This is a genomic window from Flavobacterium silvaticum, assembly GCF_012911565.1.
In the GTDB taxonomy this organism is placed as follows: domain Bacteria; phylum Bacteroidota; class Bacteroidia; order Flavobacteriales; family Flavobacteriaceae; genus Flavobacterium; species Flavobacterium silvaticum.
This window is the reverse complement of the sequence record NZ_JAAMPU010000103.1, coordinates 205,037-232,035: the sequence shown is the minus strand read 5'-3', so window position 1 is coordinate 232,035 and position 26,999 is coordinate 205,037. Positions and strand designations below refer to the sequence as shown.

Annotated in this window: 23 protein-coding genes; 14 read left to right on the top strand and 9 right to left on the bottom strand. The window is 43.7% G+C overall.

The features are described 5' to 3' along the window. Window positions 1-243: 243 nt before the first annotated feature. Entirely contained in the window at window positions 244-741 is a 498-nt protein-coding gene (locus G6047_RS08135; protein WP_169527100.1) for a helix-turn-helix domain-containing protein, read from the bottom strand. A gap of 5 nt (window positions 742-746) precedes the next feature. Continuing rightward, entirely contained in the window at window positions 747-1,130 is a 384-nt protein-coding gene (locus G6047_RS08130) for a hypothetical protein (RefSeq protein WP_169527099.1), read from the bottom strand. A gap of 320 nt (window positions 1,131-1,450) precedes the next feature. Between G6047_RS08130 and G6047_RS08125 the strand changes: the two genes are divergently transcribed. From G6047_RS08125 to G6047_RS08115, 3 genes are all read left to right on the top strand, one after another. Next, entirely contained in the window at window positions 1,451-2,266 is an 816-nt protein-coding gene (locus G6047_RS08125; protein WP_169527098.1) for a T9SS type A sorting domain-containing protein, read from the top strand. Between the two features lie 484 nt (window positions 2,267-2,750). Next, a complete protein-coding gene (locus tag G6047_RS08120; RefSeq protein ID WP_169527097.1) occupies window positions 2,751-5,468 on the top strand; it encodes a T9SS type B sorting domain-containing protein in 2,718 nt (905 codons plus the stop codon). 246 nt (window positions 5,469-5,714) lie between these two features. Continuing rightward, window positions 5,715-6,272: a DUF4256 domain-containing protein gene (locus G6047_RS08115; RefSeq protein ID WP_169527096.1), complete on the top strand. Its 558-nt coding sequence runs from the start codon at window positions 5,715-5,717 to the stop codon at window positions 6,270-6,272. A 9-nt stretch (window positions 6,273-6,281) separates the two neighbouring features. On the opposite strand, the gene G6047_RS08110 is transcribed toward G6047_RS08115, so the two are convergent. Both G6047_RS08110 and G6047_RS08105 read right to left on the bottom strand, forming a co-directional pair. Next, complete coding sequence (locus tag G6047_RS08110; RefSeq protein WP_235946514.1) at window positions 6,282-6,956, bottom strand: peptidoglycan-binding protein; 675 nt, start codon at window positions 6,954-6,956, stop codon at window positions 6,282-6,284. A 22-nt stretch (window positions 6,957-6,978) separates the two neighbouring features. Beyond that, on the bottom strand, window positions 6,979-7,746 hold the full coding sequence (locus G6047_RS08105; RefSeq protein ID WP_169527095.1) for a hypothetical protein: 768 nt from the start codon (window positions 7,744-7,746) through the stop codon (window positions 6,979-6,981). Between the two features lie 467 nt (window positions 7,747-8,213). On the opposite strand from G6047_RS08105, the gene G6047_RS08100 reads away from it, so the two are divergent. Both G6047_RS08100 and G6047_RS08095 read left to right on the top strand, forming a co-directional pair. Then, window positions 8,214-9,125: a hypothetical protein gene (locus G6047_RS08100; protein WP_169527094.1), complete on the top strand. Its 912-nt coding sequence runs from the start codon at window positions 8,214-8,216 to the stop codon at window positions 9,123-9,125. A gap of 2 nt (window positions 9,126-9,127) precedes the next feature. Then, window positions 9,128-11,596 (top strand): M64 family metallopeptidase, encoded by a 2,469-nt coding sequence (locus G6047_RS08095; protein WP_169527093.1) that lies wholly within the window; start codon window positions 9,128-9,130, stop codon window positions 11,594-11,596. Window positions 11,597-11,679: 83 nt separating this feature from the next. On the opposite strand, the gene G6047_RS08090 is transcribed toward G6047_RS08095, so the two are convergent. The 5 genes from G6047_RS08090 to G6047_RS08070 form a co-directional block, all read right to left on the bottom strand. After that, window positions 11,680-14,139 carry an FG-GAP-like repeat-containing protein gene (locus G6047_RS08090; protein WP_169527092.1) on the bottom strand — a complete coding sequence of 820 codons (2,460 nt, stop codon included), beginning with the start codon at window positions 14,137-14,139 and terminating at the stop codon, window positions 11,680-11,682. A gap of 179 nt (window positions 14,140-14,318) precedes the next feature. Next, window positions 14,319-16,784 carry an FG-GAP-like repeat-containing protein gene (locus G6047_RS08085; RefSeq protein ID WP_169527091.1) on the bottom strand — a complete coding sequence of 822 codons (2,466 nt, stop codon included), beginning with the start codon at window positions 16,782-16,784 and terminating at the stop codon, window positions 14,319-14,321. A 26-nt stretch (window positions 16,785-16,810) separates the two neighbouring features. Continuing rightward, complete coding sequence (locus tag G6047_RS08080; protein ID WP_169527090.1) at window positions 16,811-17,962, bottom strand: hypothetical protein; 1,152 nt, start codon at window positions 17,960-17,962, stop codon at window positions 16,811-16,813. A 227-nt stretch (window positions 17,963-18,189) separates the two neighbouring features. Further along, window positions 18,190-18,753, bottom strand: coding sequence for a YceI family protein (locus G6047_RS08075; RefSeq protein WP_169527089.1), 564 nt, complete (start codon window positions 18,751-18,753; stop codon window positions 18,190-18,192). 62 nt (window positions 18,754-18,815) lie between these two features. Next, on the bottom strand, window positions 18,816-19,277 hold the full coding sequence (locus tag G6047_RS08070) for a MarR family winged helix-turn-helix transcriptional regulator (RefSeq protein WP_169527088.1): 462 nt from the start codon (window positions 19,275-19,277) through the stop codon (window positions 18,816-18,818). Window positions 19,278-19,398: 121 nt separating this feature from the next. On the opposite strand from G6047_RS08070, the gene G6047_RS08065 reads away from it, so the two are divergent. From G6047_RS08065 to G6047_RS08025, 9 genes are all read left to right on the top strand, one after another. Next, on the top strand, window positions 19,399-19,938 hold the full coding sequence (locus tag G6047_RS08065) for a TlpA family protein disulfide reductase (protein WP_235946513.1): 540 nt from the start codon (window positions 19,399-19,401) through the stop codon (window positions 19,936-19,938). Then, complete coding sequence (locus G6047_RS08060; RefSeq protein ID WP_169527086.1) at window positions 19,935-20,540, top strand: thioredoxin family protein; 606 nt, start codon at window positions 19,935-19,937, stop codon at window positions 20,538-20,540. The genes G6047_RS08065 and G6047_RS08060 overlap by 4 nt, the downstream gene beginning before the upstream one ends. Window positions 20,541-20,542: 2 nt before the next feature. After that, window positions 20,543-20,860 carry a rhodanese-like domain-containing protein gene (locus G6047_RS08055; protein ID WP_169527085.1) on the top strand — a complete coding sequence of 106 codons (318 nt, stop codon included), beginning with the start codon at window positions 20,543-20,545 and terminating at the stop codon, window positions 20,858-20,860. Between the two features lie 6 nt (window positions 20,861-20,866). Next, window positions 20,867-22,447 carry an NADP-dependent glyceraldehyde-3-phosphate dehydrogenase gene (locus tag G6047_RS08050; protein ID WP_169527084.1) on the top strand — a complete coding sequence of 527 codons (1,581 nt, stop codon included), beginning with the start codon at window positions 20,867-20,869 and terminating at the stop codon, window positions 22,445-22,447. 98 nt (window positions 22,448-22,545) lie between these two features. Continuing rightward, window positions 22,546-22,824, top strand: a complete 279-nt coding sequence (locus G6047_RS08045) for a hypothetical protein (RefSeq protein ID WP_169527083.1) — start codon at window positions 22,546-22,548, stop codon at window positions 22,822-22,824. A gap of 32 nt (window positions 22,825-22,856) precedes the next feature. Further along, on the top strand, window positions 22,857-24,161 hold the full coding sequence (locus tag G6047_RS08040) for an MFS transporter (protein ID WP_169527082.1): 1,305 nt from the start codon (window positions 22,857-22,859) through the stop codon (window positions 24,159-24,161). 177 nt (window positions 24,162-24,338) lie between these two features. After that, a complete protein-coding gene (locus G6047_RS08035) occupies window positions 24,339-24,905 on the top strand; it encodes an anthranilate synthase component II (RefSeq protein WP_169527081.1) in 567 nt (188 codons plus the stop codon). Window positions 24,906-25,018: 113 nt separating this feature from the next. Next, window positions 25,019-25,645, top strand: a complete 627-nt coding sequence (locus tag G6047_RS08030) for a TetR/AcrR family transcriptional regulator (RefSeq protein ID WP_169527080.1) — start codon at window positions 25,019-25,021, stop codon at window positions 25,643-25,645. Continuing rightward, complete coding sequence (locus tag G6047_RS08025) at window positions 25,635-26,981, top strand: TolC family protein (protein WP_169527079.1); 1,347 nt, start codon at window positions 25,635-25,637, stop codon at window positions 26,979-26,981. Before G6047_RS08030 ends, G6047_RS08025 begins: the two co-directional genes overlap by 11 nt. Window positions 26,982-26,999: the final 18 nt, after the last annotated feature.

Below are 26,999 nucleotides of genomic sequence, written 5' to 3'. Positions count from 1 at the left end.
TCTTTCATTTCGCCGAGACAAAAATCTCAATTTTCCTCAGCGAACCTAGAGCGCAGCCAGCTGGTAACCGCACCCAAGTCGCGATTGCTGCTTCCAGGTAATTGAACCAATCAATTTTCTTCGTACTTTCACGTTCAGCCGAGCCAACCTTCTCCGGAAGTCCGCAACCGCGCTTGGCTGCCAAACGTTATGAACAATTGCAAAAAAAAAAGAGCGATGAGAACCGCCCTTTGATTGAAATGATTAATAAATCTCCTCTAATAATCTTTTTGATAATTCTTCTTTTTTTTCCTCATCAATTGTATCACACAATTTTAAATAAGTTATCATAGTCTCTCTATTATCTAAACATAACTTAATTAATCTACCACTTGACAAAGAAGTTATTCCCTCATTCTCAATATTGGAAATAGTATTCTTACTAAAACCTAATATGACACTAAAGGTTGATGCCGATATATGAAAACGTTTCCTATAATTGATTATTTCAGTTGGAGATGCAGATCCTTTTGCAATATGGTAGGAATTTTTAAGTGCTTTAATATTCCTATCCATTTGATTTTTAGTATAGTGCTTAACCTTTTTCTCTTTATTTACCATACCAGAATCTTCATCAACTTCATAATCAAGATAGTAAAACTCTTCATAACTCAAATGAACTCCCTTATAAACCCGCTCTACTATTTCAGTAAGTTCATAAGTTAATTCATTAGTTCTTGTTAATACTCTCATTTTTTCCATAAAACTCAATTTTTAAAAGGCTGTATCATTGGATGGTTTGGTATATGATTTGAAAATAATAAAATTTGCAATCCAGCAGCTTCCAAACCATATTTCAAATAAATTTCTATGTTTGCCTCTCCTACCTTTGTACAAAAAGCACAAACATTAAAATCGGCATTTCCCGATGGGTCGATGCCTCTGTAATAATTTTCAGTTGATAAGTTCACAATGGCATTTATAATATCATCAGTTTCTATATCGTATGTCAATGCTAGGCTTTGCAACTCTAAATTAGCTTTGTTTGTGAAAGTAACTTCAACTCCCGCAGAAATTCTCCGTCTAGTTTCGTCTAGAAAATCTTGAATCAAAGCTACATTTGAGTCGGTATAAGGTAATTCTGTCATCATATGTCTTCATTTTTACCAAACAAAGATAAAATAAATTTTTAAAAATTCCCAATCATTGGGAAAAAATTACAGCAACTGTTCATAACCGCCGGTAAAAAAAAGCGCTGCTTTCAGGTAATTGAACCAGTCGATTTTCTTTATACTTTCACGTCCAGCCGAGTCAACTTTCTTTGGAAGTCTGCAACCGCACTTAACTGCCAAACGTTAGGCGAGATTTGTAAAAATCGAGGGAGAAAAGGCGGCAATAGTAAAAATCAGAGCAATAATTAGATAAACTAAAATTATAGTTAGTTTGGCCGTGTAAATAATTCGACAGTTCTATGAAAAAACTTATATTAACTTTGTTACTTATCATATCCTCTGATATTTATGTTAATGGTCAATGTACGAATCAGGTTACACACACTGCAGGGACTTTGAACATCAATTCCGTTGACGTTACAGTTACTTCTTCAGGTCATATCTGGGAATTAAATACATATTGTGCAAATTCAATTAGACCATATGTGGCAGGATATAATCCAACAATATTAAGTGGAAATGGTAGTTATACTTTTGATTTCGATCCGCCAGTTACTGGTGTGACCCTAGATTTTGGTGGCACGACAAATATTGGAGAACACTATGAAGAAGTTGTTTTATATGTAAATGGAATACATTATACTTTTACCGATGTTGGCAGTCAGAGCATTTGCGACGATCTGTCTATAATAACGCCTGAAGGAAACATGGCCGCTTGCGATGAATGCTTGCACTCTGGATGGTACGGGACACATATCAATCAAGAGATTTCATCTTTGACCGTGGAAGATATATTCTTTACAGGCAGTCCTCAAGGGACGGTTTTTTCGCTCTACTTTTGTGACAGTATCTTAGGGGACGGAGATTTTTCCACCTTAAGCACAGACATTGCCCCAAATCCATTTTCATCAATAAGAAATCTGCATTTTAATGTTCCGCTTAGCAATGCAGCTTTACATATTTATAATAATCAAGGTCAGGAAGTTTTAGTTTTCAAAGAAATTAGCGGTCAGGACATTCCTCTAAATTGTAGCTCCTCAAATTCTGGGTTGTATTTCTTAAATGTGGTTATAAATGGCCAGCACGTGCAAACAAAAACGCTTGCTATTAAATAATCTACAAAATTATATTACCGCAAATCAATCCGAAAATATATTCACCCATTGGACGTTAAAAAAATGATAATCAAACTTGATTTCTGCGGATTTAATAACTTCAATAATAACTGACTGAGATTAAACATCGCCTAACTGACGCTTACACCAAGAGCAATGGAATGTATATCATTACAGTCGGAACAAGTAAAACAGTATTTAAAAGCTTGAAGTTTGTAAAAAGTTAATTTTTAATCCGGATTCATTAAAAAGCACCTCATCACGATGGTGCTTTTTTTTGCAATAGTACTCTCAGTAATAGTGAAATCAACTCAACATTACCACATCATTATTTAATTTCAGCCCGTTGCAAAACCAATAAATAAAAGCAATGTAAACAATCATCGGTCCTAATTCCCGAAATGAGGATTGTATTGTTTTTATATCCAATAATTACATATTCGTAAAAAATCAAGTAGTATTTTTATCATCCAAACCAAATACCATGAAAATAAACTTACGGCATCCATCAGGAAAAATCTATTTTTTGTTCTTTTTGTTATTTCTTGGAAGTGTAAATCTACATGCTCAAATATTAACCAACGGCGATTTTGAAACGGGCGGAAGCGGCGTTGGATTTTTGGTACACGATTATACCTTGATAAATCCACTCACGGGCACCAGCAATCCTGGATTTTACGCACGGACAACAAATCCGGCTCTTATGAATTCAACCTACAATGCAGGCGGAGATCATACCAGCGGCACAGGCAACATGATGGTTTTTGACGGATCCACCTTAGCCAACCGTTTTTTCTGGACTACCGGCAATACAGGCGGTGCTATTGGTGGCTTCACTGCCGGAACAACATACATCTTCAGTTTTTGGATCAAATCCATTTCCAATGAGGTTACATCAGATGATGCTACCAGGGCCAACATCGGGATTTTCTTTGTCAATGCAAACAATATCAATCCGGCAAACCAGAACTTTTTGGCCCCGCTTCCGTCTGAAGGCTGGGTAAATATCCAATACTCATTCGTAGCCACGGCCGATAATGCTATGGTGCGCCTGAAAACCAACAACGGCCAGGCTATCGGAAATGATTTCGCAATCGATGATTTTTCTATAACAGAAGGAGGTTTACCATTTGAAGGTTCCTACACATCGGTCAATCCAACGTGTCCTATCGGAACAGACGGATCCATTACGGTGACACTTACCGGCGGAACTTTACCCTACACATCATACAATCTGACCGGCAGTGCCACACAAACAAACAATAATGGCATATTCACAGGCTTGGGCGAAGGAACTTACAATATATCTGTATCTGATTCAGATGGCAACCAATACATCCAAACGGCTATCGTTCTCGAAGCGCCAAATGATCTGGAGTTAAGTGCCCCCGTAACAATCTGTACCGGAGATTCGACCGCATTGACCGCAACGGGAGGAACAGGTTCCTATACGTGGTCGGCAAATCCTGCAGACAGTTCCATCACAAATCCAAACAGCGCTTCGCAAACGGTCAGTCCTTCCGTCACTACGACGTATACCGTGACTTCGGGATCAGTTTCTTCTCCGGTCAATCTGATTGAGAACGGCGATTTTACGCAAGGCGATACCTTATTCACCACAGAATATACTTTTGTTGCAGATCCGAATCCATTCGGCGTACAGGCTGCCTACAGCGTCGTCACCAATCCGAACGCCTGGTTTACCGCTTTTTCATCTTGCGGAGACCACACCACCGGAAGCGGTAATCTTATGGTCTTTGACGGATCTACAGATCCTACCGGAAATATTATCGTGTGGAGCAATCAAAACCCGGTAACAATTCTTCCGAATACCAATTATACCTTTTCATACTATGTCGCTTCTGTTTCTCCGGAAAATCCGGCCCGGTTGGAAGTCTATATCAACGGTGTTTCACAAGGACTTCCGGTAATTGCGCCCGGAGCTACCTGTTTATGGACGCAGGTTTCCTACAATTGGAACTCAGGTTCGAACACCACCGCCAATTTTATTATTTACGACAGGAATTCCTCAAGCGGCGGAAATGATTTTGCATTAGACGATATTTCATTAAAAGAGACAACAACCTGTCTATACCAAAAAACAGTCACCGTAACCGTAACTCCCGGAACGACTCCAACATTCAATCCGGTAAACGCAATTTGTTCAGGTGGGACCTTGACAGCATTACCGACTACTTCTACCAACGGAATTATCGGTGTATGGTCGCCCGCCCTGAATAATACGGCAACCACAGTTTATACCTTTACACCAACAGCCGGACAATGTGCCTCGTCCACAACGCTCACCATAACGGTAAACCAATCCACGCTGCCGACTTTTACTGCTGTTGCTCCTGTTTGTTCGGGTACAGCTTTGAGTCCGCTTCCAACTACTTCAAACAACGGAATTACCGGAATTTGGTCGCCAGCCTTGAATAACACAGCGACAACAACTTATACGTTTACGCCAACGGCCGGTCAATGTGCTTCTGTAACTACACTTACCATCACGATCAATCCAACAACAACTACACCTGTTTTTACAGCCATTGCCCCTATTTGTTCGGGTTCAGATTTGGACGCATTGCCAACAACATCGAACGACGGCATCACCGGAACCTGGTCGCCAGCCCTGGATAATACGACGACCACAACTTACACCTTTACGCCGACTGAAGGCCAATGCGCTTTATCTACCACATTGACCATAACCGTAAACGAATCTCCTGAATTCAGCATATCAGAAGGCTGCAACGGAGTCAGTTATACCTTGAATGCTGTCCAGGACAATGCTTCCGGTTCAACCTATGCTTGGTTTAACGCATCCGGTTCACAAATAGGAACTGCTTCTTCCGTCGTGATTTCCACTTCCGGATTCTATAAATTGATCGTTACCCAAAACGGCTGCAGTACAGAGGAAAACCTCAACGTTCTTTCTACATCCTGTGCCATCCAAAAAGGAATTTCGGCAAACAATGACGGATTGAATGACTATTTCGACCTGGAATCATACAACGTCAGCCAGTTGAAAATTTTCAATCGGTACGGAACCGATGTCTATTCCAAAGCCAATTACCAGAATGAATGGTACGGCCAGAGCAATAACGGCGATGAATTACCGGACGGCGCCTATTATTACGTCATCGACTTTACCGATTTACAAACCAAAACGGGCTGGATTTACATCAACAGAGCGCAATAATATGTTCTAAAGTATTTTCAGGAGCTTGATCCGGCTGTCCGCTGCAAGTCCTCGTTTGCAAATCCAGGTTTTTATAGTCTTCCCGCGAGCTTCCGTTGGTCGCTTCGGCACTCCTTAAAAACCAGGGTTTCCAAACTGTGGGCTATCCGCTTACATCCGGGCTAGGCTTACCGACCGGATGGATACTGTGATTTGACTGAAGCTTTTATCTGGAAAAACTTATATTAGTCGTACGATACATCTACCATGAAAAACAACTTGTCACCGTCACATCAGCAGGAATTACTACAGATCCTTAAAACCCGTTTCGAAAAAAACCTCAATCGCCACAAAGAATTGGATTGGGATAGAATCCAGCTGAAGTTAGAGGCAAATCCGTATAAACTCCAATCATTACAACAAATGGAACAAACAGGAGGCGAACCAGATGTCATCGCTTTCAACACCTCAACCCAGGAGTATCTTTTTGTCGACTGCAGCACAGAAAGCCCAAACGGACGAAGAAGCCTTTGCTACGATCGCGAAGCCCTCGAATCCAGAAAAGAACACAAACCCGCAAATAATGTCATTGACGTTGCAACTGCAATGGGTATTGAACTGCTCGATGAAAACCAATACAGGCAACTTCAGGAACTGGGTTCTTTTGACAACAAAACATCGAGCTGGATCAAGACCCCGGACGATATACGCAAACGAGGTGGCGCCATTTTCGCCGATTTCCGTTACGGACATGTCTTTATATACCACAACGGAGCCGAATCCTATTATGCCGCAAGAGGTTTCAGGGGAATGCTGAAAGTGTGATTGGCTGCTTTAAACGTTGCGTGCCGACATAAAGTTATCGAACCACGATCTGTCACCGTTAGGCGGATAGACGCCCTGCCGTAGAGCACTCGAACTCGTTCCCGCCAACTGCAAATGTGGTGTTTCAAAATCAAGCCGCATCAATCCTTCGGCCTGCCCTATTTCATGGAGTTTTTTCCACCAGCCAGCCTTACTTCCGGATGTGTCCCAGCTCCAACTGTCATTGATATATAACACAAAATCCACGGCAAGCCCGTATTGATGGTAAGAGGACCAAGGCTTGGCATAGGTCACAATATTACCCGGCTTGGTTCTTCCCTGCGCATAAAGGTCAGCCTGTCGTTCCGAATAGCGAAACGCTTCAAAGATGCGGAACGGAATTCCCTGAGCCCGCAATTGGACAAACGTCTTTACTACTGCCGTCCTCACTGTGGGATGAAGGTGCTCGATATTGTTATGTCTGTCTTTTCGTGACGAAGCTACTCTTGGCTTCTCGGTTGCGATATATAATTTTGTCCATGTAAATCCACCAACGACACCGTCTGAAACCAACCCATTTGCAGTCTGGAATTCACGTACTTTGACATCGGTAGCCTCATCAAAAGAACCGCTTGGATCTATAGTAAGCTTGGTTTGCAGATAGGTCACCAAAGCGCCGGAACTTCCTTTTTTCAAGAGTTGCATAATTATTATTTTAAGGTTTGTATTATTCTGAAGGTTGCGTTGGTGCAGGTGGCACATCGCTTTCATCTGTGTTCAATATATCTCCGTCTGAAGCAGTGCTAAAGTCTTGTACAGGCGGAGGTGGCGGTGGCGGGCAATCATCATCGCCATTCCCTTCATTTGAAGTGTTCTTGTTAGTCGTGGTAGCATCTACCGGTGCATTTTTATTTTCATTCAGTTTTAAACCCAGATAAGCACCTGTACTGATTCCCATGAGTGCAAATAGCTCCGGCGTGATTGTTTCCCCATCTGGCAAAGTGCCTTTTGAAGCAACGTGCGCAATGTAGATAAAGCCTACGATTACAGTCCATATCACATTTTGCAGCCGATGTACGCTGACTCCTTTTTCATCAGAAATAATATCCAGTAAAAAGCCTTTCGAAGGCATATCCTGTTGTGGAACTGCGGCACCCTGATTTTCCTTTTGGCTCGTATCTATAACCTTGCTTACCAAAGTGGTTCCGGCAGCAATGCCTAATAACCCCAGGCTTACCTGATTGAGTTCCGGAGTTATGATGTGTGGAAAATCTCCCAGATTCATCAAATACAAAAAAGATCCCATAACGATTACCGTCCAGAACGCGAGTTGTGCACGCCCCAGGCTGAATGCCGGCCTTGGATCTTTGAGTTTGTGATCTTGTACCATCTGCCGAAAATTCTCAACATTGAAAATTTCATTCCGAAGCATGGAAGATTTCTTGGAAACCAAGACCACGATAGCGGTCAGGATAAGGAGTATGACAGCATACATAAAAATCAGTAATTCGTTAAACAATATAGAATATCATACTCTCTCTCAGATTCTATATAGGAATCCGACAGAGATTGGCTGGAACGGCGAAAGTGTTTTTGGAAAAATCAAGCAGAATCAGTAACTACTTAACAGATAGCAAGTAAACAAAAAAATCAATCACTTCGATAAAGTATTACAATTTTATTTTACATACGGTACAAGTATAAAAACTGAAACGTAGTTGTCTATTCCTGCATGAATGAACAAAGTATTGAAGAAATTTAAACGAACAGAATCTGCGTATTATTATTTTACATACATTGCACAATATCAGATATATAAAAACATATACTGATAACTGCCACATCTAAAATTTCCCTTTTTAGCGTTTTTTCAAAGTTGGATTTCCTACGGGATGACCCAGCGGATAATCTATTTCCAAATACTGAACTAAAGACAAACATTTAATTTAATTCTTTTTAATTATGAGTGGTTTTATTGTAACCGGAAAACTTGATACCGTGGTAGCGGTAAAAATGTTGAATTCTGACCTGGAACACGGCAAATGGAAAACCCAACCCGGCGGAACTTGCGTCCCCGGAACGTCCATGATTTTTGAGGCCGAAAACCGTGATGGCTCAGCCGTTCCTCCTGCCGGAAAAATGGAGTATCAGGCGGCAGACGGCACGATCTTCAAATTTACTTTTGAAGACAATAATGTAAGGGACAACCTATGCACATCCGAAATGAAAAAATTAAGCGGAAACTGGGCTGTCCCTGCACCCGAATATCCAAAAACAGGCATGACATGGACCGTGACCTATTCCATTATAAACGGATCATCACAACTTTTTCTGGACGCACCCGTATTTCCAGACCAGTTAATCGCTGCGTCCAAATGTGACGCCTTTCCCACAGACAGAGTGGAAAAGCTGATTGGCGATAAATCCTGCATCTACCTTAAAGAGGTTTTCTCAAGCCCGGAGCTGCAACCTGCCGATAAATTGTGGTGCGCTACACATCCCTTGTTCCTTACACCGGCTTCCAAGGCACTACTGACTCGCGATCTTGTCCAAATAGCAAGAGAAGAATTTTCGGCAGAGGCAAAGCTTGGGGCTGATTTAGACGATGCCTTGCAGGTACAAAAGGATTTTGCAGCAGGTCTGGCAGGGAAAGAAAAAATGAGTACCATAAGAAACATACTGGAGGAAAAAAGAGACGCAAGCCGGAATCAAAAAAGAGATTATGAGCTGTTCGATGCCGTGTTATCACTGACCAATACAGATCATCAGGCAGGCTGGTCGAATGCAGTTTCATCTTTTGTCCATGATGCCGATAGCAGCTTGCTTCTACGCAGACAAATCAAAATCGTCGATCTCATATCCAAAAGATTCTGATTGTGGATATTCCGCGTTCCATCCGATTGCATTTTGACAACAGCGATCGTAAAAATCTGAAACTGATCGACGGTACGGCTGCCCTTACCATTCCTCCCGGGTCAGCTTCTCTTGAAAGCAGGGCCGGAATGACCGGATTCTGGGTAGAATTATCAGATTCCAACGGTACATTACTATATCGTATCGATACGCCCGGGCTGATAATACCTCAATCCGAAGATCTGATCAATCCGGAAGCAGAAAGTTTCGATTTGTTGATCCCGTATATGTCACAGGCCACAAATCTTGCCTTTTTTGCACCACCAAGGCATCCGGATAACCTTGAGATACAATTCGGAGAAGAATCTGTTCTGATAAAAACCTTCACTATACCATCTTTACCGGAGCTGATACAATTCCAGCCATCCGTGATACTTCCGAGCGACATTACAGGAGAAGGAAGAGGACAGGTTTTGAGCGTAGCCACATTGTTGCATCACGGCCCTGCCAAATATGTCTATAATCTTGTCATCCTGGCTGAAAAATTCAGCGGTTCGGAACAAAGTGACTTCTTAAAGGCCGCCTCCGAATGTATTTCCTTTTTGCAATCCAAACCACCTTTCACCGGCGTTTTTGGAGCAGACGCAATGAATATCTATGTCTTGGAAATCGAAACGACAGATAACGCCTTGCCTTATTTCCACACGGAATACGCTTCCGAAGGCACAACGACAACATGGAATCATGTGTGTGTAACTACCGTTTGTGACGCTCTTTTTAACTCTAAAGGAAAGCCTTTCTGGAATTGGGCCTGCATTCTGGTCAATGAAACGGAAAAGCGTATAGGCACCCAATTGGGTAATCAATTTGCCACCGGTTTGAAAGAGGGAAGTTCCGGCATTGACCACGAACAGACCTTTCAGCATGAGTTCGGGCATTGCGCCTTTGGTCTTGGTGACGAATACACCCAATCGCCTTTTGGAAGTTATACGGGTGATGAGCCTGCGTATCCCAATCTAACCAAGGAGACTTCGGCCGATAAAATCAAATGGAAAAAATTGCTTACGCCGGGAATTGACATCCCGACGATGAAAAATGTGCCCGGATGCGATTCAAAAAACGAGGACAGTAATCCGACAAATGATGATGCATCTGTAGGATCTTATGCGGGTGGAAAAAGTTTTTCCTGCGATATCTATCATCCGCAGTATCTGTGTGTGATGAACGAGGCCACAAAAGCAGATGGACTGTATTGCGAAGTATGTCTTCACGAAGCGAACAAAGTACTTGCACGAGCCGCACCTTTATTGGCTCCTGCGCCGGGATCTATCTTTTATTCACCTATTTCAGGAACATGGAACAACGCTCAGGTAGCCGCTAATGTGATAGACTACTTTGGGATGCTGTCAGATTATCCCAACTTTGACGAAACCATACTCGAACTGAGAAGCGGAACGGCCGGACCTTATGTATTTGACATCTTCAGTGTGTTAAAAAAAACAATTCCGCCAGATGTAGAAGTGTTTCAATTAGAGTATGATGATAGCGCATCCGAAGGTATCTGGTACCTGCTCTCGAAATCGCTTCAGGTTACCTTTTACGTCCATTCATTCAAATTATCAACCTACAACGAATTGTCTTTGGGTCAGATAGCACTGCCGTCCTTCCCTATCATGTCTCTCTTCGATGGCGTAGTTGTGGGAACGATCATTAACCTTTTTGCTGAATACAATGGCATGCTGGCATATGGCACACTTGGTACAGATGGAAACATCGTAAACGGAGAGCTGACAAATCAGTATGTTAAAGGACTGGCGAACACCGTTACTGATTTGTCTGTAGATCTTTCCAGCCCCATTATCTGGGTTGGCGTCATTGACCGATTCTTGGTAAAGATAAGCGGATATCAGCTTCAGAGTGAAAGCTGGTTTGATGCGGGTTTTGTGCAGATGCCAGTGCCAACCGGAAATGACTTTATCAAGATACGTATCGTAACCATTGACCATTTAGTGCATGTTATCTGCCAGTCCGATGATGGCCTGTACTACAACACATTCAATACCATCAGCTACAGTTGGAGCGGCATAGCGATAAGGGCAGTTTCCGGCCAGCCGACGTATTTTGATGTCAGTTCCGATGGAAAGAAACTGTATTTGATTGTCAACGAATCTGCCTCAGTCACCTTATATTCCAAAACGATTGGCTCAGGAAGTTGGGATTCCAAAGATATAACGGCTACTCTCGAACTTGAGCCTGCAGATGCCGTATCTTCTCTCGGAGCCGCTGTGCTTCATGGCAATCTTTATATAGTCATGCTCATCAACGAATATCCGGAATATGCCATCTATAATATAGCTCAGGGCAATTGCGTCCCGTTCCTTACCGAAATCAAGCCGCTGGAATCTTTGGCCAGCAAAACCGGAGCTATGATGGTACACGCGACATCCAACCAGATATATGTGGGACTCAGCGAAGCCAAAGGAAGTTCGTAATGAGGTTAAATCTGTAAAGAAAATCCGCTGGATGTAACGGCGGATTTTTTTTCATCTATTAGGAATCGAGAGAATAACTTCTTTTATTTTTTGAGGAATTTTTGGGTATAGGATTTTCCGGCCGCTGTTCTCAAAACCAGGATATAAGTTCCGGTACTGAGGATTTTGACAGAAAGTTTATCATTCTCCAATTCCGGATTCGTTATCAACCTGCCGCCAAGATCAAAAATTTGTGCAGATTTTATTTCAGGAGCAGATGCATTAGGGCTGATTGTGAGATAATCGTCTGCTGGGTTCGGATAGATTGTAAAACCAGCAGCAGCAATTGACGGATTGCTCAATGGGAAAGATCCTTCAACAACCGTCTGCATTTGATTTATTTCGGGATTCTCGATGACATCTACCACACCGGAAGGCCATCTGATGACAATCGAATCTATTGCAGCGGCCTGTCCCAATCCAAAATGAGCATTTAAGGTACTCATGAATCCAAAACCTTCTCCGCTTCTTATATCACGGATTTGTATGCCCCATGATCCATAAATCTCAACCCGCGCCCCAATTCCATTGCTGTTGCTTTGGATTCCTCTGAGGTGGATGGCAACCCAGTTATTTCCATTCGGGACAGCCATACGGACTATATTCCAATCGATGATGTCAAGGAAACCGTCTCCGTTTAAATCCCCTACGGCTCCTACTCCATGCCCTTCCGGATATACAATCGGAAAGAAAGTTCCGTCACCCTGACCGTACATTATTTTATTTGCGCCACCCAAAATATCCACATTCCCATCGTTGTCAAAATCATAGGCTATGTAATCGCGATACGTACTGATGTTCGATTCAAAACCGGAACCCGCCGTGATGTTGGTAAATGCATCCGTTCCCAAACCAAGATCATTGCGGAACAATTGACTGGGAACGCCTCCGTTAGAGCCTATCAGGATGTCCATATCGCCATCATTGTCATAATCTGCAACAGCCGAAGACCACGATGTTACCGGTTGGAAGTTCAATCCGGAAACCGAAGCGACATCTGTATACGTTCCATCCCCGTTATTCCGGTGCAGCTCACATGGTGGGCCCGAACATTTGGAAACGAATAAATCCTGATCGCCGTCATTGTCATAATCGGTCCAGATGGAAGCATAATTCCCTCCGACATTTCCAAAAAGACTATTGCCGGAAGATTGATAAAAACTCATATTGCCCAAGCCGTCGTTTAGGTAATAACAGTTTGGCGCAATATCATGGCATGAAAAAACATCGAGGTTTCCGTCGTTATTGATGTCTATGAAATTGGTGCGTTGACAGAAAATATACTGGCCCGGGGTTACCATGCTGTAAGCCGTTCCCGTATTATCGGATTTCCATAATGAAAGGCCATATGAACTTCCGAAAAGCAAATCAGTGAACCCATCTTTGTTATAATCAGCGGCGGCAATGCTCCAGGAAGGTTGCTGGAAGTTTGTGGAAATTGGAAAATTGGTAAATGCAAAAGTGCCCCCATCTTGTTGATAATAAACAGGAACTCCCTCAAGAGAAAACGTAAAAAGATCGTCTTTCCCATCTCCATTCATATCGACGATACAATTATACGATCCGCCGATAATAGGCCCGATAGCAGAGGTCGTGTAGGATACCGGAAACACATATTCGTCTTCGATAAGCTGGAAGTCGAAACCTTCGGTACTCCAGGTATTGTCCCATACGATATAATAGGTTGTTCCCGGCATTACATCAAACCTCTTAGTAGCTAAATTCGACTCCCCGTTCTCTGTACAGGCCAGGTCTCCGGAATTATCATCCGAAGTCAAACAGGTCAGGCCGGAAATACACGAACCTGTATATACCGTAAAACGAGTGTCTTTACATTGATTCACAGGCATATCAGAAGTAACGGTAACATGATAATAATCATCAGGAGTATACTTAAACCAATTGGCCAGTGTTGCCGTTGAGCAAGGTGTCGGTATGGTTTCCGCATTAATTGAAGCTATCGTGGTAGTACCGGCGGTAATCACTGTGGCCGTGTTACAGGGACTCTCGACATATTCGATAAGCTGGAAAGTGAGCCCGGCAGCAGTCCATCTGTTATCCCATGCTATGTAATAGGTTGTTCCGGCCAAAGCTTCGAATGTAACGGTAGACAACAGCGACCATGTTTGTCCGGGCTGGCAAGGTATCGTGCCGCCATCATCGTTACCCACATAACAGATCAATCCGTCGCAGGTTCCCGTATAGACATTGAAAAAGGTGTCTTTACAAGCATTTTCAGGTAAATCTGACGTTACGGTTACCATATGATTTTCAGTCGGCGTATAGGCATACCATTCTGCCAATGGCGCATAAGCACAGGAAGTCGCGATGTTTGTTCCGTTGATAGCATCGATCACATACGTCCCAGGCCCAATGGGAAGTGCCGTTGCGCAGGTATTTTGAGCTTTAGTCTGATCGAAAGACAACAGAATCAGCAACAATAGAAAGCTAGTGGAAAAGAAATGGGACAACCGTATTTTTTCAATTGTAGTTCTTGAATACATATTGCTTATTTTAAGGTTGGTCAATCAAAGAAAGTCAGATGACGTTTATAAAAAATCTGAACGACAATGATAACAAAAAAAGCAGAGCATCAGTCATTTAAAAGTTAAAAAACAAAAATCCGCTGCCATATGACAACGGATTTTTTCAAGAGTAGAATAGAATCAGGAATTGCTCCTGTTTATTTTTTGAGGAATTTCTGGGTGTATGATTTTCCATCTGCCGCTCTTAAAACCAGGATATACGTTCCGGTACTGAGTATTTTTACAGACAATCTGTCATTTTCCAGTGCAGGATTAGATATGAATCTTCCGGCAAGGTCATAGATTTCAAGTGATTTTATTTCCGGTGTCGAAGCATTTCTGCTTATGGTCAGGTAATCTTCAGCCGGGTTCGGGTAGATGGCGAAACCTGCCTGACCTACAGATGGATTGCTCAACGGGAACGATCCTTCCACAACGGTCTGCATTTGATTGATTTGTGGATTCGGGATCACATCTACCGTTCCTGAAGGCCATCTGATGACAATCGAATCTATCGCATCTGCCTGACCCAATCCAAAATGGGCATTCAGCGTGCTCATGTACTCAAAACCTTCACCGCTTCTTACATCACGGATCTGCTTGCCCCATGAACCGTAAATTTCAACGCGGGCACCTACACCGCTGCTGTTGCTCTGGATTCCTTTCAGGTGTACCACAACCCAGTTGTTACCGTTCGGTACGGCCATTCGGACGGTATTCCAGTCGATGATATCAAGAAAACCGTCTCCGTTCAAATCTCCTACGGCACCTACATTTATATTTCCGGGATAGACGGTCGACAAAAACGTTCCGTCACCTTGCCCGAACATGATTTTGCTTCCGCCACCCAAAACGTCCACGTTTCCATCGTTGTCAAAGTCATAGGCAATGTAATCGCGGTTCGTGTTTGGATTCGTATCCCATCCGGAACCGAGTGTGATATTCGTAAAAGCATCTGTTCCGGCGCCCAGATCATTTCTGAACAAGCGTGTTGCCGCACCTCCGTTGGAACCTACAAGTATATCCATATCGCCGTCATTGTCGAAATCTGAAATGGCGGAAGACCACGATGATACCGGTTGGAAATTCATTCCGGAAACAGAAGCGACATCTGTAAACGTTCCGTCTCCGTTGTTGCGATGCAACTCACATGGTGGACCGGAACATTTGGAGACGAACATATCCTGATCCCCGTCGTTGTCATAATCTGTCCATATCGAGGCATAATTTCCTCCGACATTTCCAAAAAGATTGATTCCGGAAGACTGGTAAAAGCTCATATTGCCCAAACCATCATTGATATAGTAACAATTCGGCGCTATATCATGGCATGAAAAAGCATCGAGGTTTCCGTCGTTATTGATATCAATGAAATTGGTTCGCTGACAGAAAATATACTGGCCGGGTGTAATTCCGGTGTAAGCCGTCCCGGTATCGTTCGACTTCCAGAACGTAAGTCCCTGGCCGCTTCCCAAAAGCAAATCGGTATAACCGTCTTTGTTATAATCGCCGGCGGCAATGCTCCACGACGGCATATAATGATTTCCAGGTACGTTGAAGTCCGTAAATGACAAGGTCCCATCATTAGCCTGGAAATGGATTCGCAGATTATTTGAGCTGACACCTGCAATATCATCCCTGCCATCGTTGTTCATGTCGACGATACAGGTATTGTAAGTACTGTTCATTGTCGGGATTGAGGTATTGGTGTACGATACCGGAAAAGTGAATTCTTCTTCGATGATCTGGAAGTCGAAACCATCTGTACTCCAAGCGTTGTCCCATACGATGTAATATACGGTTCCGGCAGTGACATCAAACGTCCTGGTTGATAAATTCGACAAGCCGCTTTCGGTACAAACCAACTCACCTGAATTATCATCGGTAGTGATACAAGACAGTAGCGTATTGCATGAACCGGTGTAAACACTGAAATTAGTGTCTTTGCAAAGATTGGCTTCAAGATCAGAAGTTACGGTCAGGTGATAATCCTGGGTCGGAACGTATCGGTACCATTTTGCCAATGTCGCGCTCGAACAGGCAGTCGTCAAAGTAAGTGCATCTATTACCGGAACCGTTGTTGTGCCGGCAGTTACCAAAGTAGCCGTGTTACACGGATTTTCTATAAACGGGTTTTCTATGATCTGGAAAGAAAAACCTGCTGTTGACCATCGGTTATCCCAGGCAATGTAATACGTGACACCCGCGTAGGCTTCGAATGTATCGGTAGATAGATAGGTACTGGCATTTCCGCTGTTACAGGCTATGATTCCCGAATCGTCGTCTCCCGCATAACAGGACAACGCGGTGCAAGTACCTGTATAAACATTGAAATTGGTGTCTTTACAGATGTTGACGGCCAAATCTGAAGTGACGGTCGTTGAATGATTTTCGGTAGGCGTATAAGCATACCATTCCGCCATGGAAGCGTTGGAGCATCCTACGGAAACATTGGTTCCATTGATGGCATCCACCACATAAGTTCCTGCCGTTACCGGAACTGCCGTAGCACACGTATTTTGTGCCTTTACGTTTTGAAAAGACACGAAAGCCAGCAGCATTGCCAGCACCTTAAAAAAGAGAAATGGGGAAGGCGCTTTTTCAATTGTAGTTTTTAAATTCATACGAAACTCATTTTAAGGTTGGTTAATTAGTCACAGTGTTCAAGCGAATTGATCCATTCTTCAACAAGGGCGATTCCTTCCTGATGGATCATGGTCCGTCCATGCAAAGGCATTCTGTATGTTTCATCTGTAGTATTCAAACGGAAATACAACATGGATTCTTCAATATGGCGTGGTGTCACGATAGTACCGAGTTCCGGCGGAAATCCCTGCATATCCTGGGTATTCACACAAACTCCCATATTTGCTTCTCCTCCATTTCCTGCGGTACTTCCATAAGCGAAACGCATGGGTCTGTAATCACAATGCCTGTTGGCTTCGTGGCAATGCGAACAGTTGGAATCGAAATAAGCACGTGCGCGCAATGCGATGGGCTGCGAAGTATCGTTGTAATTCACGACAGTATTTTCGGCAGATGGAAGGCTGAAATTATCTTCGAGATAACCGTACTCAATCCATTTGGTAAGCTGGTTCTTTACTTCCGAACCGTAGTTGTAATTGAAATTGAGGTTCTGAGGCTTGATGCCGATAGGAATATTTGTGGTTATTTCGCCACTTTCGCCAGGCGTCCATATTTTATGGCAGACGATACATTGGGATTCGTTCGGGATACGGTATTGTGCGGTTTGTGACACATTATCATCATCAAGCCACGTGACAGTCGTTCCGCTTCCGGCCATATCATAATAAGCTTCCGTCTGGTCTTCATTCCAGACATAATCGGCAAAAATATAACCTTCGGCTTTGCGTATGATGATGCGGGTTTCAATGATCCGCGTTTGGCCCGGAACAGGTATGTTCTGTACGTTATCGTAATAAAAAGTCTTTATAAGCGCTGCGCCTACGGGTAATTCAAGCGCTTTTTCATCGCCGTTGTAAGTCGCCTTTGTATTCTTTGGCATCCAGATAAAACGCTTTTTATGGGCGTAATCCGTGAACAACGCGCTGGACGGTTCATAGGGCAACACGTCAAGAGCCGGAACCTGGTCTTTCATGTCGCCTTCGAAGAATTTATAATCGGATAATTTAGGATAAGGAACCTGGGTCAGGTCAACTGTCACCGGAGAAACGGGTTCAACAGGTATGTAAGTCGTTTCGTCTTCGGAATCCGAACAGGCAAAAATCAAAAAAATAATAGAAACAAAAGCAATTACTGCTAAAGCGTAGTTTTTCTTCATAAAAATTTTGGAATCTGTTTCAAAAATATAAAAATTACCAGCTAACGCATTTCGGAAATGTGTTAAAAAAGCAATTCAAACCAGATTTTCCCGCTATTAACAGGAAAGCACACAAAATATTCAGAATGAAACAGTTCGATATCGATTTACCCTACCAAAAATAAAATCAGGGGTAAAAAAAAATCCCCGGCGCTAACCAGGGATTTTTCCAATATAGATGAAACAAATTAAAATACAAGATTCACAGTAACATCGAACTCATCGTAGATTACGTTATCTCCAAGTCCCTCAAAGAAGTTTTTAGATTTGTATTTGATGTCGTATTTGGTACGATCGATTTTGAAAGTCGTAGTCGCGCTGTTTTTACCAACTGTCAGGTCAAACGTAGCCGGAGCTGTTTTTCCTTTGATCGTGACATCGGCAGTAACAGTGTAAACACCGGCGCTTTTTTCTTTTACAGATTTGAATGCCACTTTAGCCGTAGGATATTTGTCTGTTCCAAAGAAATCATCAGCTTTCAGGTGACCTTCCAGTTTGTCTTTCCCCTGGTCAGCAGTCAAATCCGTAACAGCGATAGACGTCATATTCACTGTGAAAGCACCGCCCGTAAGTTTTCCGCCTTTAAGGGTAAGCGTACCGTCCTGGAATTTTACCGTTCCCTGGTGTTCTCCGGTTACTTTGTGGCCTGTCCATTTGATGACGCTTTTTGCAGCATCTATTTTAGTCTGGGCCGAAACCGTCAAACCTGCTGTAAGGAACAAGGCAATTGCAATTGATTTTAGATTTTTCATAATGATGAATTAGAATTAATGGTGATGGTTATTATTGTTTATTGATATTAACTATTAATTATTTATTTGAGCAGATGAGCCCTGAATTTTTCAATGAGCCGATTGAAGGTTTCAAATTCCGGTTCAGATAAGGCATTGAAAGAGGATTCAAACGATTCGATATCCGGATCCGCCTTTTCCAGCAACGCAAGCCCCGATTCCGTAATGTTGACTTCCATCATCCTTCTGTTTCCCGGACACACTTTACGCGTCACAAGTTTCTTCGCCAGCAATTTATCCACAAGCCGTGTAGTATTGCTGGTTTTGGAAAGCATGCGCTCCTGTATCAGTTGCATGCTGGCCGGACTTCCTTTTTGTCCGCGCAGGATCCGGAGTACGTTGAATTGTTCGGTAGACAAATCGTAGTTTTTGAGGATGGCCGATATCTTTTCAGAAAGCAATTTCTCGGTATAAACGATGTTCAATACGGCAGCCTTCGATTCCGAATAGGCCTGACCACTTTTGATGACATCGTTTATTTTCATTTGTACTTACAATATTTGTATATACAAATGTATGTTGATTTATGGTTACGCCGATGCTACCCGCCTGTTATTTTTTTGTTAAATGGAAAATGCCCCTTTATTAATGGCTAATTTTAGACGGATGAATCTACAGTACTCAAAAAGCTACGGCTTCCTTCTCCTTCTCGTATTCCTGACGATTTATGCCAATGCCCAGACACCTTCGAAGGTGTATAGTGCAGATGGCATTTCTGTAAAGTCATACAACTTTGAAGGACTTCGGCCGATTCTTGAAAGGAAAGCTACAGATACTACTTACGTCATCAACTTCTGGGCAACCTGGTGCGCGCCGTGTGTAGCGGAACTACCCAACTTTGAAAAATTGACGACGGCCTATCCGGATTCCAAAATCAAAGTAATTCTCGTCAGTCTCGATTTCACCAAACAGGTCGAAAAAAACCTGCTCCCGTTTTTAAAGAAGAAACAATCGAAATCTGAAGTCGTCCATTTGAGCGACCCCGATGCCAACAGCTGGATTGACAAAGTAGATCCGGAATGGTCAGGAGCCATACCGGCGACCGTCATTTACAATCCATCTTTGAATCTCCGCAAATTCTACGAACAATCGTTCACCTTTGAAGCATTACAATCTGAATTAAAACCATTTATCACTTTACCATGAAAACAATCCAAACATTCGGGCTTGCGCTGCTGCTTTTTGTGGCCGCCTCCTTCTCTACTCCGCCGGCCGGCTATAAAGTCGGTGATGTGGCTACAGATTTCAAACTGAAAAACGTCGATGGAAAAATGGTTTCCTTATCCGACTATAAAAATGCAAAAGGCTTCATCGTTATCTTTACCTGTAACCATTGTCCGTATGCAAAAGCCTATGAAGACCGAATCATCGCTCTGGACAAAATGTACGCTCCAAAAGGCTATCCGGTGATTGCAATCAACCCGAACAATCCGGAAAAACAAGCCGAAGACAGCTATGCCCTCATGCAGCAACGCGCCAGGGAAAAGAAATTCACGTTCCCGTATCTGTTCGACGACGGACAAAAAATCTATCCGCAATACGGCGCCACCAAAACGCCACATGTCTTTTTATTGCAGAAGACAGCTAAAGGAAATGTCATAAAATACATCGGGGCGATAGATGACAATCACGAAGATCCATCGGCCGTAAAAGAAAAATATGTGGAAGCTGCCGTCAATGCGCTTTTGGCAAACAAATCTGTAACCCCAACCGAAACCAAAGCCATCGGTTGCAGCATCAAAGCATAATCATGGATCTGACACAACAAGACTGGGCCGAACGCCTTGCGAATGACCCGAACGCCTTTATCCTTGACGTACGCACGGACGACGAATGGAACGACGGCATGATTCCGGGCGCAACCAACATCGATATCTATAAAGGACAAGGTTTCATCTATGCCGTCGAAGAACTCGACCGCAGTAAAAACTATTATGTCTATTGCAAAGCCGGAAGCCGCAGTGCGCAAGCCTGTGCCATCATGGGCCAGCTCGGTTTTGAAAATACTTATAATTTAATTGGAGGATTTATGAACTGGAAAGGTGAAACCGCTTTTCCGCAAGACTGAAATTCCATGAAACAAATTCCGCAACAATACGAATTCGAACCCAACTTCCGCCAATCGACGTGGCTCGTAAACGGCGAATTACGCCAGTGGAATGGCGAATACGCAAAAGTGTTTTCAACGATTTCCAGAACGGAAGACTACAGCCCGACCTATTTAGGCGAAGTCCCGAACCTGACTGCAAAAGAAGGCCTCGAAGCCTTGGATTCAGCCGTCAATGCCTATAACAAAGGACAAGGCGAATGGCCCACGATGAAGGTCTCCGAACGCATCGCCTGCATGGAAAAATTCGTCAAAGGCATGAAGACGCGTCGCGAAAAAGTCGTCAACTGGCTCATGTGGGAAATCGGGAAAAGTTTGCCAGATTCCGAGAAGGAATTCGACCGTACCGTGGAATACATCGTCAACACGATCGAGGAATACAAGAACATGGACCGTGAAGGCGCACGTTTCCAGAAAAGCGAAGGCATACACGCTATGGTGCGTCGCGGCCCGCTTGGTGTCGTACTTTGCCTCGGGCCATATAATTATCCGATAAACGAAACCTTTTCCTTGCTTATTCCCGCCATCATCATGGGAAATACGGCTATCCTGAAACCGCCTAAATTCGGTGTGCTGGCATTGTCGCCGTTAATGGAAGATTTCGCCGCCAGTTTTCCACCGGGCGTCATCAACATTGTTTACGGACGCGGACGTGAAGTTGCCGGCCCGATTATGCTGACCGGAAAAGTCGATGTCCTTGCACTTATCGGGAACAGTACTTCTGCACGGGCTTTACAGGATCAGCATCCGAATAAAAACCGCCTGCGTATGGTGTTCAGCCTCGAGGCAAAAAATCCGGCCATTATTTTACCTGATGCGGATTTGGACCTGACCATAGCCGAATGCATCAACGGAACCTTATCATTCAACGGCCAACGCTGTACCGCATTGAAAGTGGTATACGTACACGAAAGCATTGCCGATACATTCAACAAACGTTTTGGTGAAGCCATCGATGCCATGAAATTCGGTGATCCGTGGGAAGCCGGAGTAAAACTGACGCCGCTTCCGGAACCCGACAAGCCAGATTATATAGAAGGTTTGATCAACGATGCGCTGTCTAAAGGAGCTTCGGTGGTCAATGCAAAAGGCGGACAAAAATCGGTCAACTATAATTTCCCGGCCGTGGTATTTCCTGTCAAAAGCGATATGCGTTTGTTCCATGAGGAGCAATTCGGCCCCGTGATTCCGGTGATTCCGTTTTCTGACATTTCGGAGCCGCTTAACGATATGGCCGAATCGAATTACGGTCAGCAAGTAAGTCTTTTCGGGAAAGATGCCAAAACACTCGGGCCGTTGATCGATTCACTGACGAATTTGGTTTGCCGCGTCAACCTCAACAGTTCGTGCCAGCGCGGGCCTGATGTATTTCCGTTTACAGGCCGTAAAGATTCGGCTGCGGGAACATTGAGCATCCACGACGGATTGCGGTCGTTCAGCATCCGGACGTTCGTTGCGGCAAAAGACAACGACTATAACAATGGCATCCTTCAGGATTTACTCAACAACAACGAATCGAACTTTATCAATACCGATTATATTTTCTGATACATAAATCCGCGTCAATCCTGTAACCCGAATGTTCAAATCTGTAACTGGTTTAAGACAATACAATCGTAATTTTCGATAAATCAAAAACTATAGTCATGCAAAAGAAACCAGATACTACAGTCCCCGGAATTGACAGACAAGATCACGGCTTTATCCGGAAAGCGGCCCATTCGACAGATGAATCACACGAACAACAAATGCGTGAAGCCGTAAAACACGACCGTGAATTCTATGATGATCCGAAAAATCCCGGGAAAGAATTCAATGTAAATGACCAGGCGTATTCGCAATCGAGCCCTGAAGATTTTGTCCGGACCAATTCAAAATTCAAACATTCCGACGATTATGTCGAAAATCTGAACCCCGATAACTAATCGGGGTTTATCTTTGCCCTAAATTCCACATTATGACTTTGCCAGCTTCTGGTGCCGTTCCCCGCTTTTTTGAAAAAAATCCCGCGTTGCTGCTGCGCGAATTCAAATTGTTCCTCAGCGTTCGTTTCGGGCTCATCTTTGCGCTCAACATGCAATCTACGATCATCTATTATTGGGTGTATCATATTACGAATGACAAACTTGCGTTGGGTTTCGTCGGATTGGCGGAAGTGATTCCGGCAGTGGCTTTCTCCCTGTTTTCCGGACATATCGTCGATTTGAACGAAAAACGCAAAATGGTGCTTCTGTGCATCTGCGGATACATTTTCCTGGCTTTGGGGCTCGCCTGGCTTACACTTGGCAGCACGCAAAACTATCTTTCGCTTAGCACGATTCTCAAATTCGTTTACTTCTTTGTTTTCATCGGTGGCGCAATCAGGGCTTTTTACGGGCCTTCCGGTTTTTCGCTTTCCGGTTTGGTCGTTCCGCGGGAATTGTACCCGAATGCGACAAGCTGGAGCAGCATGGCGTGGCAGCTCGGTTCTGTTTTAGGGCCGTTGTCAGGCGGTTTCCTTATTGCGTCTTTTGGGATAGAAATTGGGATGTTCAGCATTCTTGCTGCCGAATTACTGCTGTTGGTTCCAATCTTACTGATCAAACCAAAACCCGTCATCATCAAAGAAAAAGAACCTGTTTTGACTTCGCTGACACAAGGATTGCGGTTCGTTGTAAAGACACCGGCGTTGCTCGGAGCACAATGCCTCGATATGTTTTCGGTATTGTTCGGAGGCGCCGTTGCTTTATTGCCTGTTTTCCAAAAAGAAATCCTGATGGTAGATGAAACCGGCTTTGGGATTTTACGTGCCGCTCCGGGAATCGGGGCCTTGTGTACCATGCTGCTGCTGGCTTTTATTCCGTTGAAGACGAATCCGGGAAAGAAACTGTTCATTGCCGTAACGGGTTTCGGTCTTTCCATCATTGGTTTCGGGTTATCGACACATTTCTTATTATCATTCTTCATGCTGATGCTTTCCGGGATTTTCGACGCCGTAAGTGTGGTCATCAGAAGTACGATCCTGCAATTACTGACGCCGGATCATATGCGCGGACGTGTTTCTGCTGTCAATACCATATTCATAAGTTCTTCAAATGAACTCGGCGATTTTGAAAGCGGTGTCATGGCACATTGGCTCGGAACGGTTCGGGCAGTCGTCACCGGCGGATGCATCACACTCAGTGTCGTGGCTTTGACATTCGCATCGGCCCCACAACTGCGCAACTTCAGTTTCATCCCTAAAATGGATCCGAATAAGATCACCGAACCGGAAATCACATAACATCTGCCGGAAATTCTGCAAAGAAAGCGTTGAACCATCAACCTATCTTTACAAAACCTAAGTACGAATAGAAAATTGGTTTCCAGGAATGGAAACTGCGTAAAAGAGTGGAATCAGTTTGGTTTCACTTTTTTTAGTTTATGCCGATTCGTAACTTTATGGCCTATTTGAAATGCAATGCCTAAAGTACTTCTGGTTGACAATTACGACAGTTTCACCTACAATCTGGCCCATTATTTAGAAGCATTCGATGCCGATGTCACCGTGTGGCGTAACGACGAATTCTCCCTAGATGAAGCAGACGCATTCCACAAAATCGTACTTTCGCCCGGGCCGGGGCTTCCAAAGGAACACTCCCAATTACTTGAACTGATAAATAGATATGCGGCCACGAAAAGCATCTTAGGCATTTGTCTCGGGCAGCAGGCCATCGCGGAAGCTTTTGGCGGAAAACTCAAAAACCTGGACAACGTATTCCATGGCATCAGCGGAAAAATAGAAGTTGTGGATTCATCTGAAAAACTATTTTATGGGCTCGAAATCCATCAAACCGTTGGGCGTTACCATTCTTGGATCGTAGACGAAAAACTGCCGGAAGTCCTCGTTCCGACATCTGTTGGCGAAAACGGTGAAATCATGTCGCTTCGGCATAAAACACTTGATGTGCGTGGCGTGCAATTCCATCCGGAAAGTATCATGACACCACATGGAAAAATGATGATTTCGAACTGGCTTTCCATCTGAAGTAACCCAAACCTAACCGAAAACGTTTTCTGTCGTTAAATTTTCGTTAAAGCGTAAATTAAACAAACGTTTAACTTAAACAAGCGTTTAAATTTGCGCCGGAATTTGAATTTATGACGACCGATTTAAACGAAAAACAGACCCAGATTCTAGCCGTAGCCGAAAAGCTCTTTGCCGACAAAGGCTTCGACGGAACTTCAATCAGGGATATCGCCAAAGAAGCCGGAATCAACATTGCCATGGTTTCGTACTACTTCGGCTCAAAGGAAAAAATGCTGGAAGCCTTGATCATGTCACGTGTTTCTGACATGCGTGTCCAGCTTGAAACACTTCAGAAGCAAAATCTCGAACCTTGGGAAAAGCTTGAAAAACTCATAGAACTATTCATTGCGCGCGTCAACAAGAATCGTTGCGTGTACCAGATCATTCATTTTGAATTTTCCTCAAAGCAACGAAGCATTGATTTTGAAGCATTTACCAGTGTTAAACATCGTAACTTAGAGACGCTTCGTGCCATTATAGGCGAAGGCCAGGAAAAAGGCATTTTCAGGAAAGATGTCATCATTGAATTGATTCCGACCATGATTATCGGGACTTTCCTGCAATTCCAGATCAGCCGTCCGTGGTATCAGCAACTATTCAACCTTAAAACCGAAAAAGATTTCGAAAACTATGTCAAAAACCAATTAACCAACCAGATTAAGCAAACCATCAAAGCACTGCTGAAAAATGAAGAATAAAAAAATAATATTCCTGTTACTTGCATTCATCACGATTGGGGTGAGTCACGCGCAGCAAAAGACAAGTCTGTCGCTCAATGACGCGGTAAAACTTGCCGTTACCCAAAGTGACCAGGCTATTTTGGCCGACAACAAGGTAACGACCAAAGGTTTTGAAACCGATGTGGTCAAAATGAACGCTTACCCTGACCTTAAAATAAGCGGTCAATATTTACGCCTGACGAATGCCGATATCCATTTGAAAAGTTCCGGTTCGTCTTCTGACAGCGACAGCGGGTCCGGGGAAAGCGGTGGCGGCACACCAAAAGTGAATCAGCTGATGTTTGGTCAGGCGAGTTTCTCGGTTCCGGTTTTTTCCGGATTCAAACTGAAGAACTCCATCGAGGCTTCAAAGAAAATAGCCGAGGCTGAAAAAGCAAATGCCAAACACACCAAAGAGCAAATCGCCATCCAGGTTGTCCAGTATTATGCCGATTTGTATAAGGTGCAACAATCGATCGGCCTGCTCCGCGAAAGCCTCAAAAGCAGCCAGCAGCGCGTTGTCGATTTTACCAATATGGAACAAAACGGACTCATCGCCCGAAACGATCTGCTCAAAGCGCAACTCGCTTCTTCACGCAGGCAGATTGCGTTGGATGAAGCCGAAAAGAACGAGCGCGTCATCAATTACTATTTGGTGACATTGCTGAAATTGCCTGCCGAAACCCAGTTGCAGATCACACCGGACAACATTGACCGCAATGTGTTCAATACCAAATTGAATTCAGAATCAGATGCCATTTCCAACAGGAACGATCTTGCGGCCCTGGAACTCGAACGCCAGGCAGCCGAATCCCAAATCAAAGTAGCCAAAGCCGATTATTATCCTTCACTGGCATTGACCGGCGGATATGTGGCTTTGGATATACAGAATGTGGTACGTGTGGAAAATGCGATGAATGTAGGAGTGGGATTGTCGTATAACATCAGTTCGATATTCAAGAACGGAAAGGCCGTGAATGCCGCTAAAAGCCGTGTGAAAGAAGTCGAGCAGCAACAACAGGTCCTGACCGACGAAATCAAAGAAGAAATCGTGAAAGCAGGAGAAGAATACCAACTGTCGCTTAAACAGGATAAGGTATATACCGAAGCTGAAGAGCAGGCTGCCGAAAATTACCGCATCGTAAAAGACAAATACGATAATGGCCTGGTCGACACCAACGATCTGCTCGATGCCGACGTAGACGATCTTACCTCAAAAATAAACCGTGCCTATTCACAGGCAAACATAGCACTCAAGTATTACGAACTTCTTGATGCCAACGGACAGCTAATCCAATCATTCAACCTCAATTAATAAACACCATAAATTCAT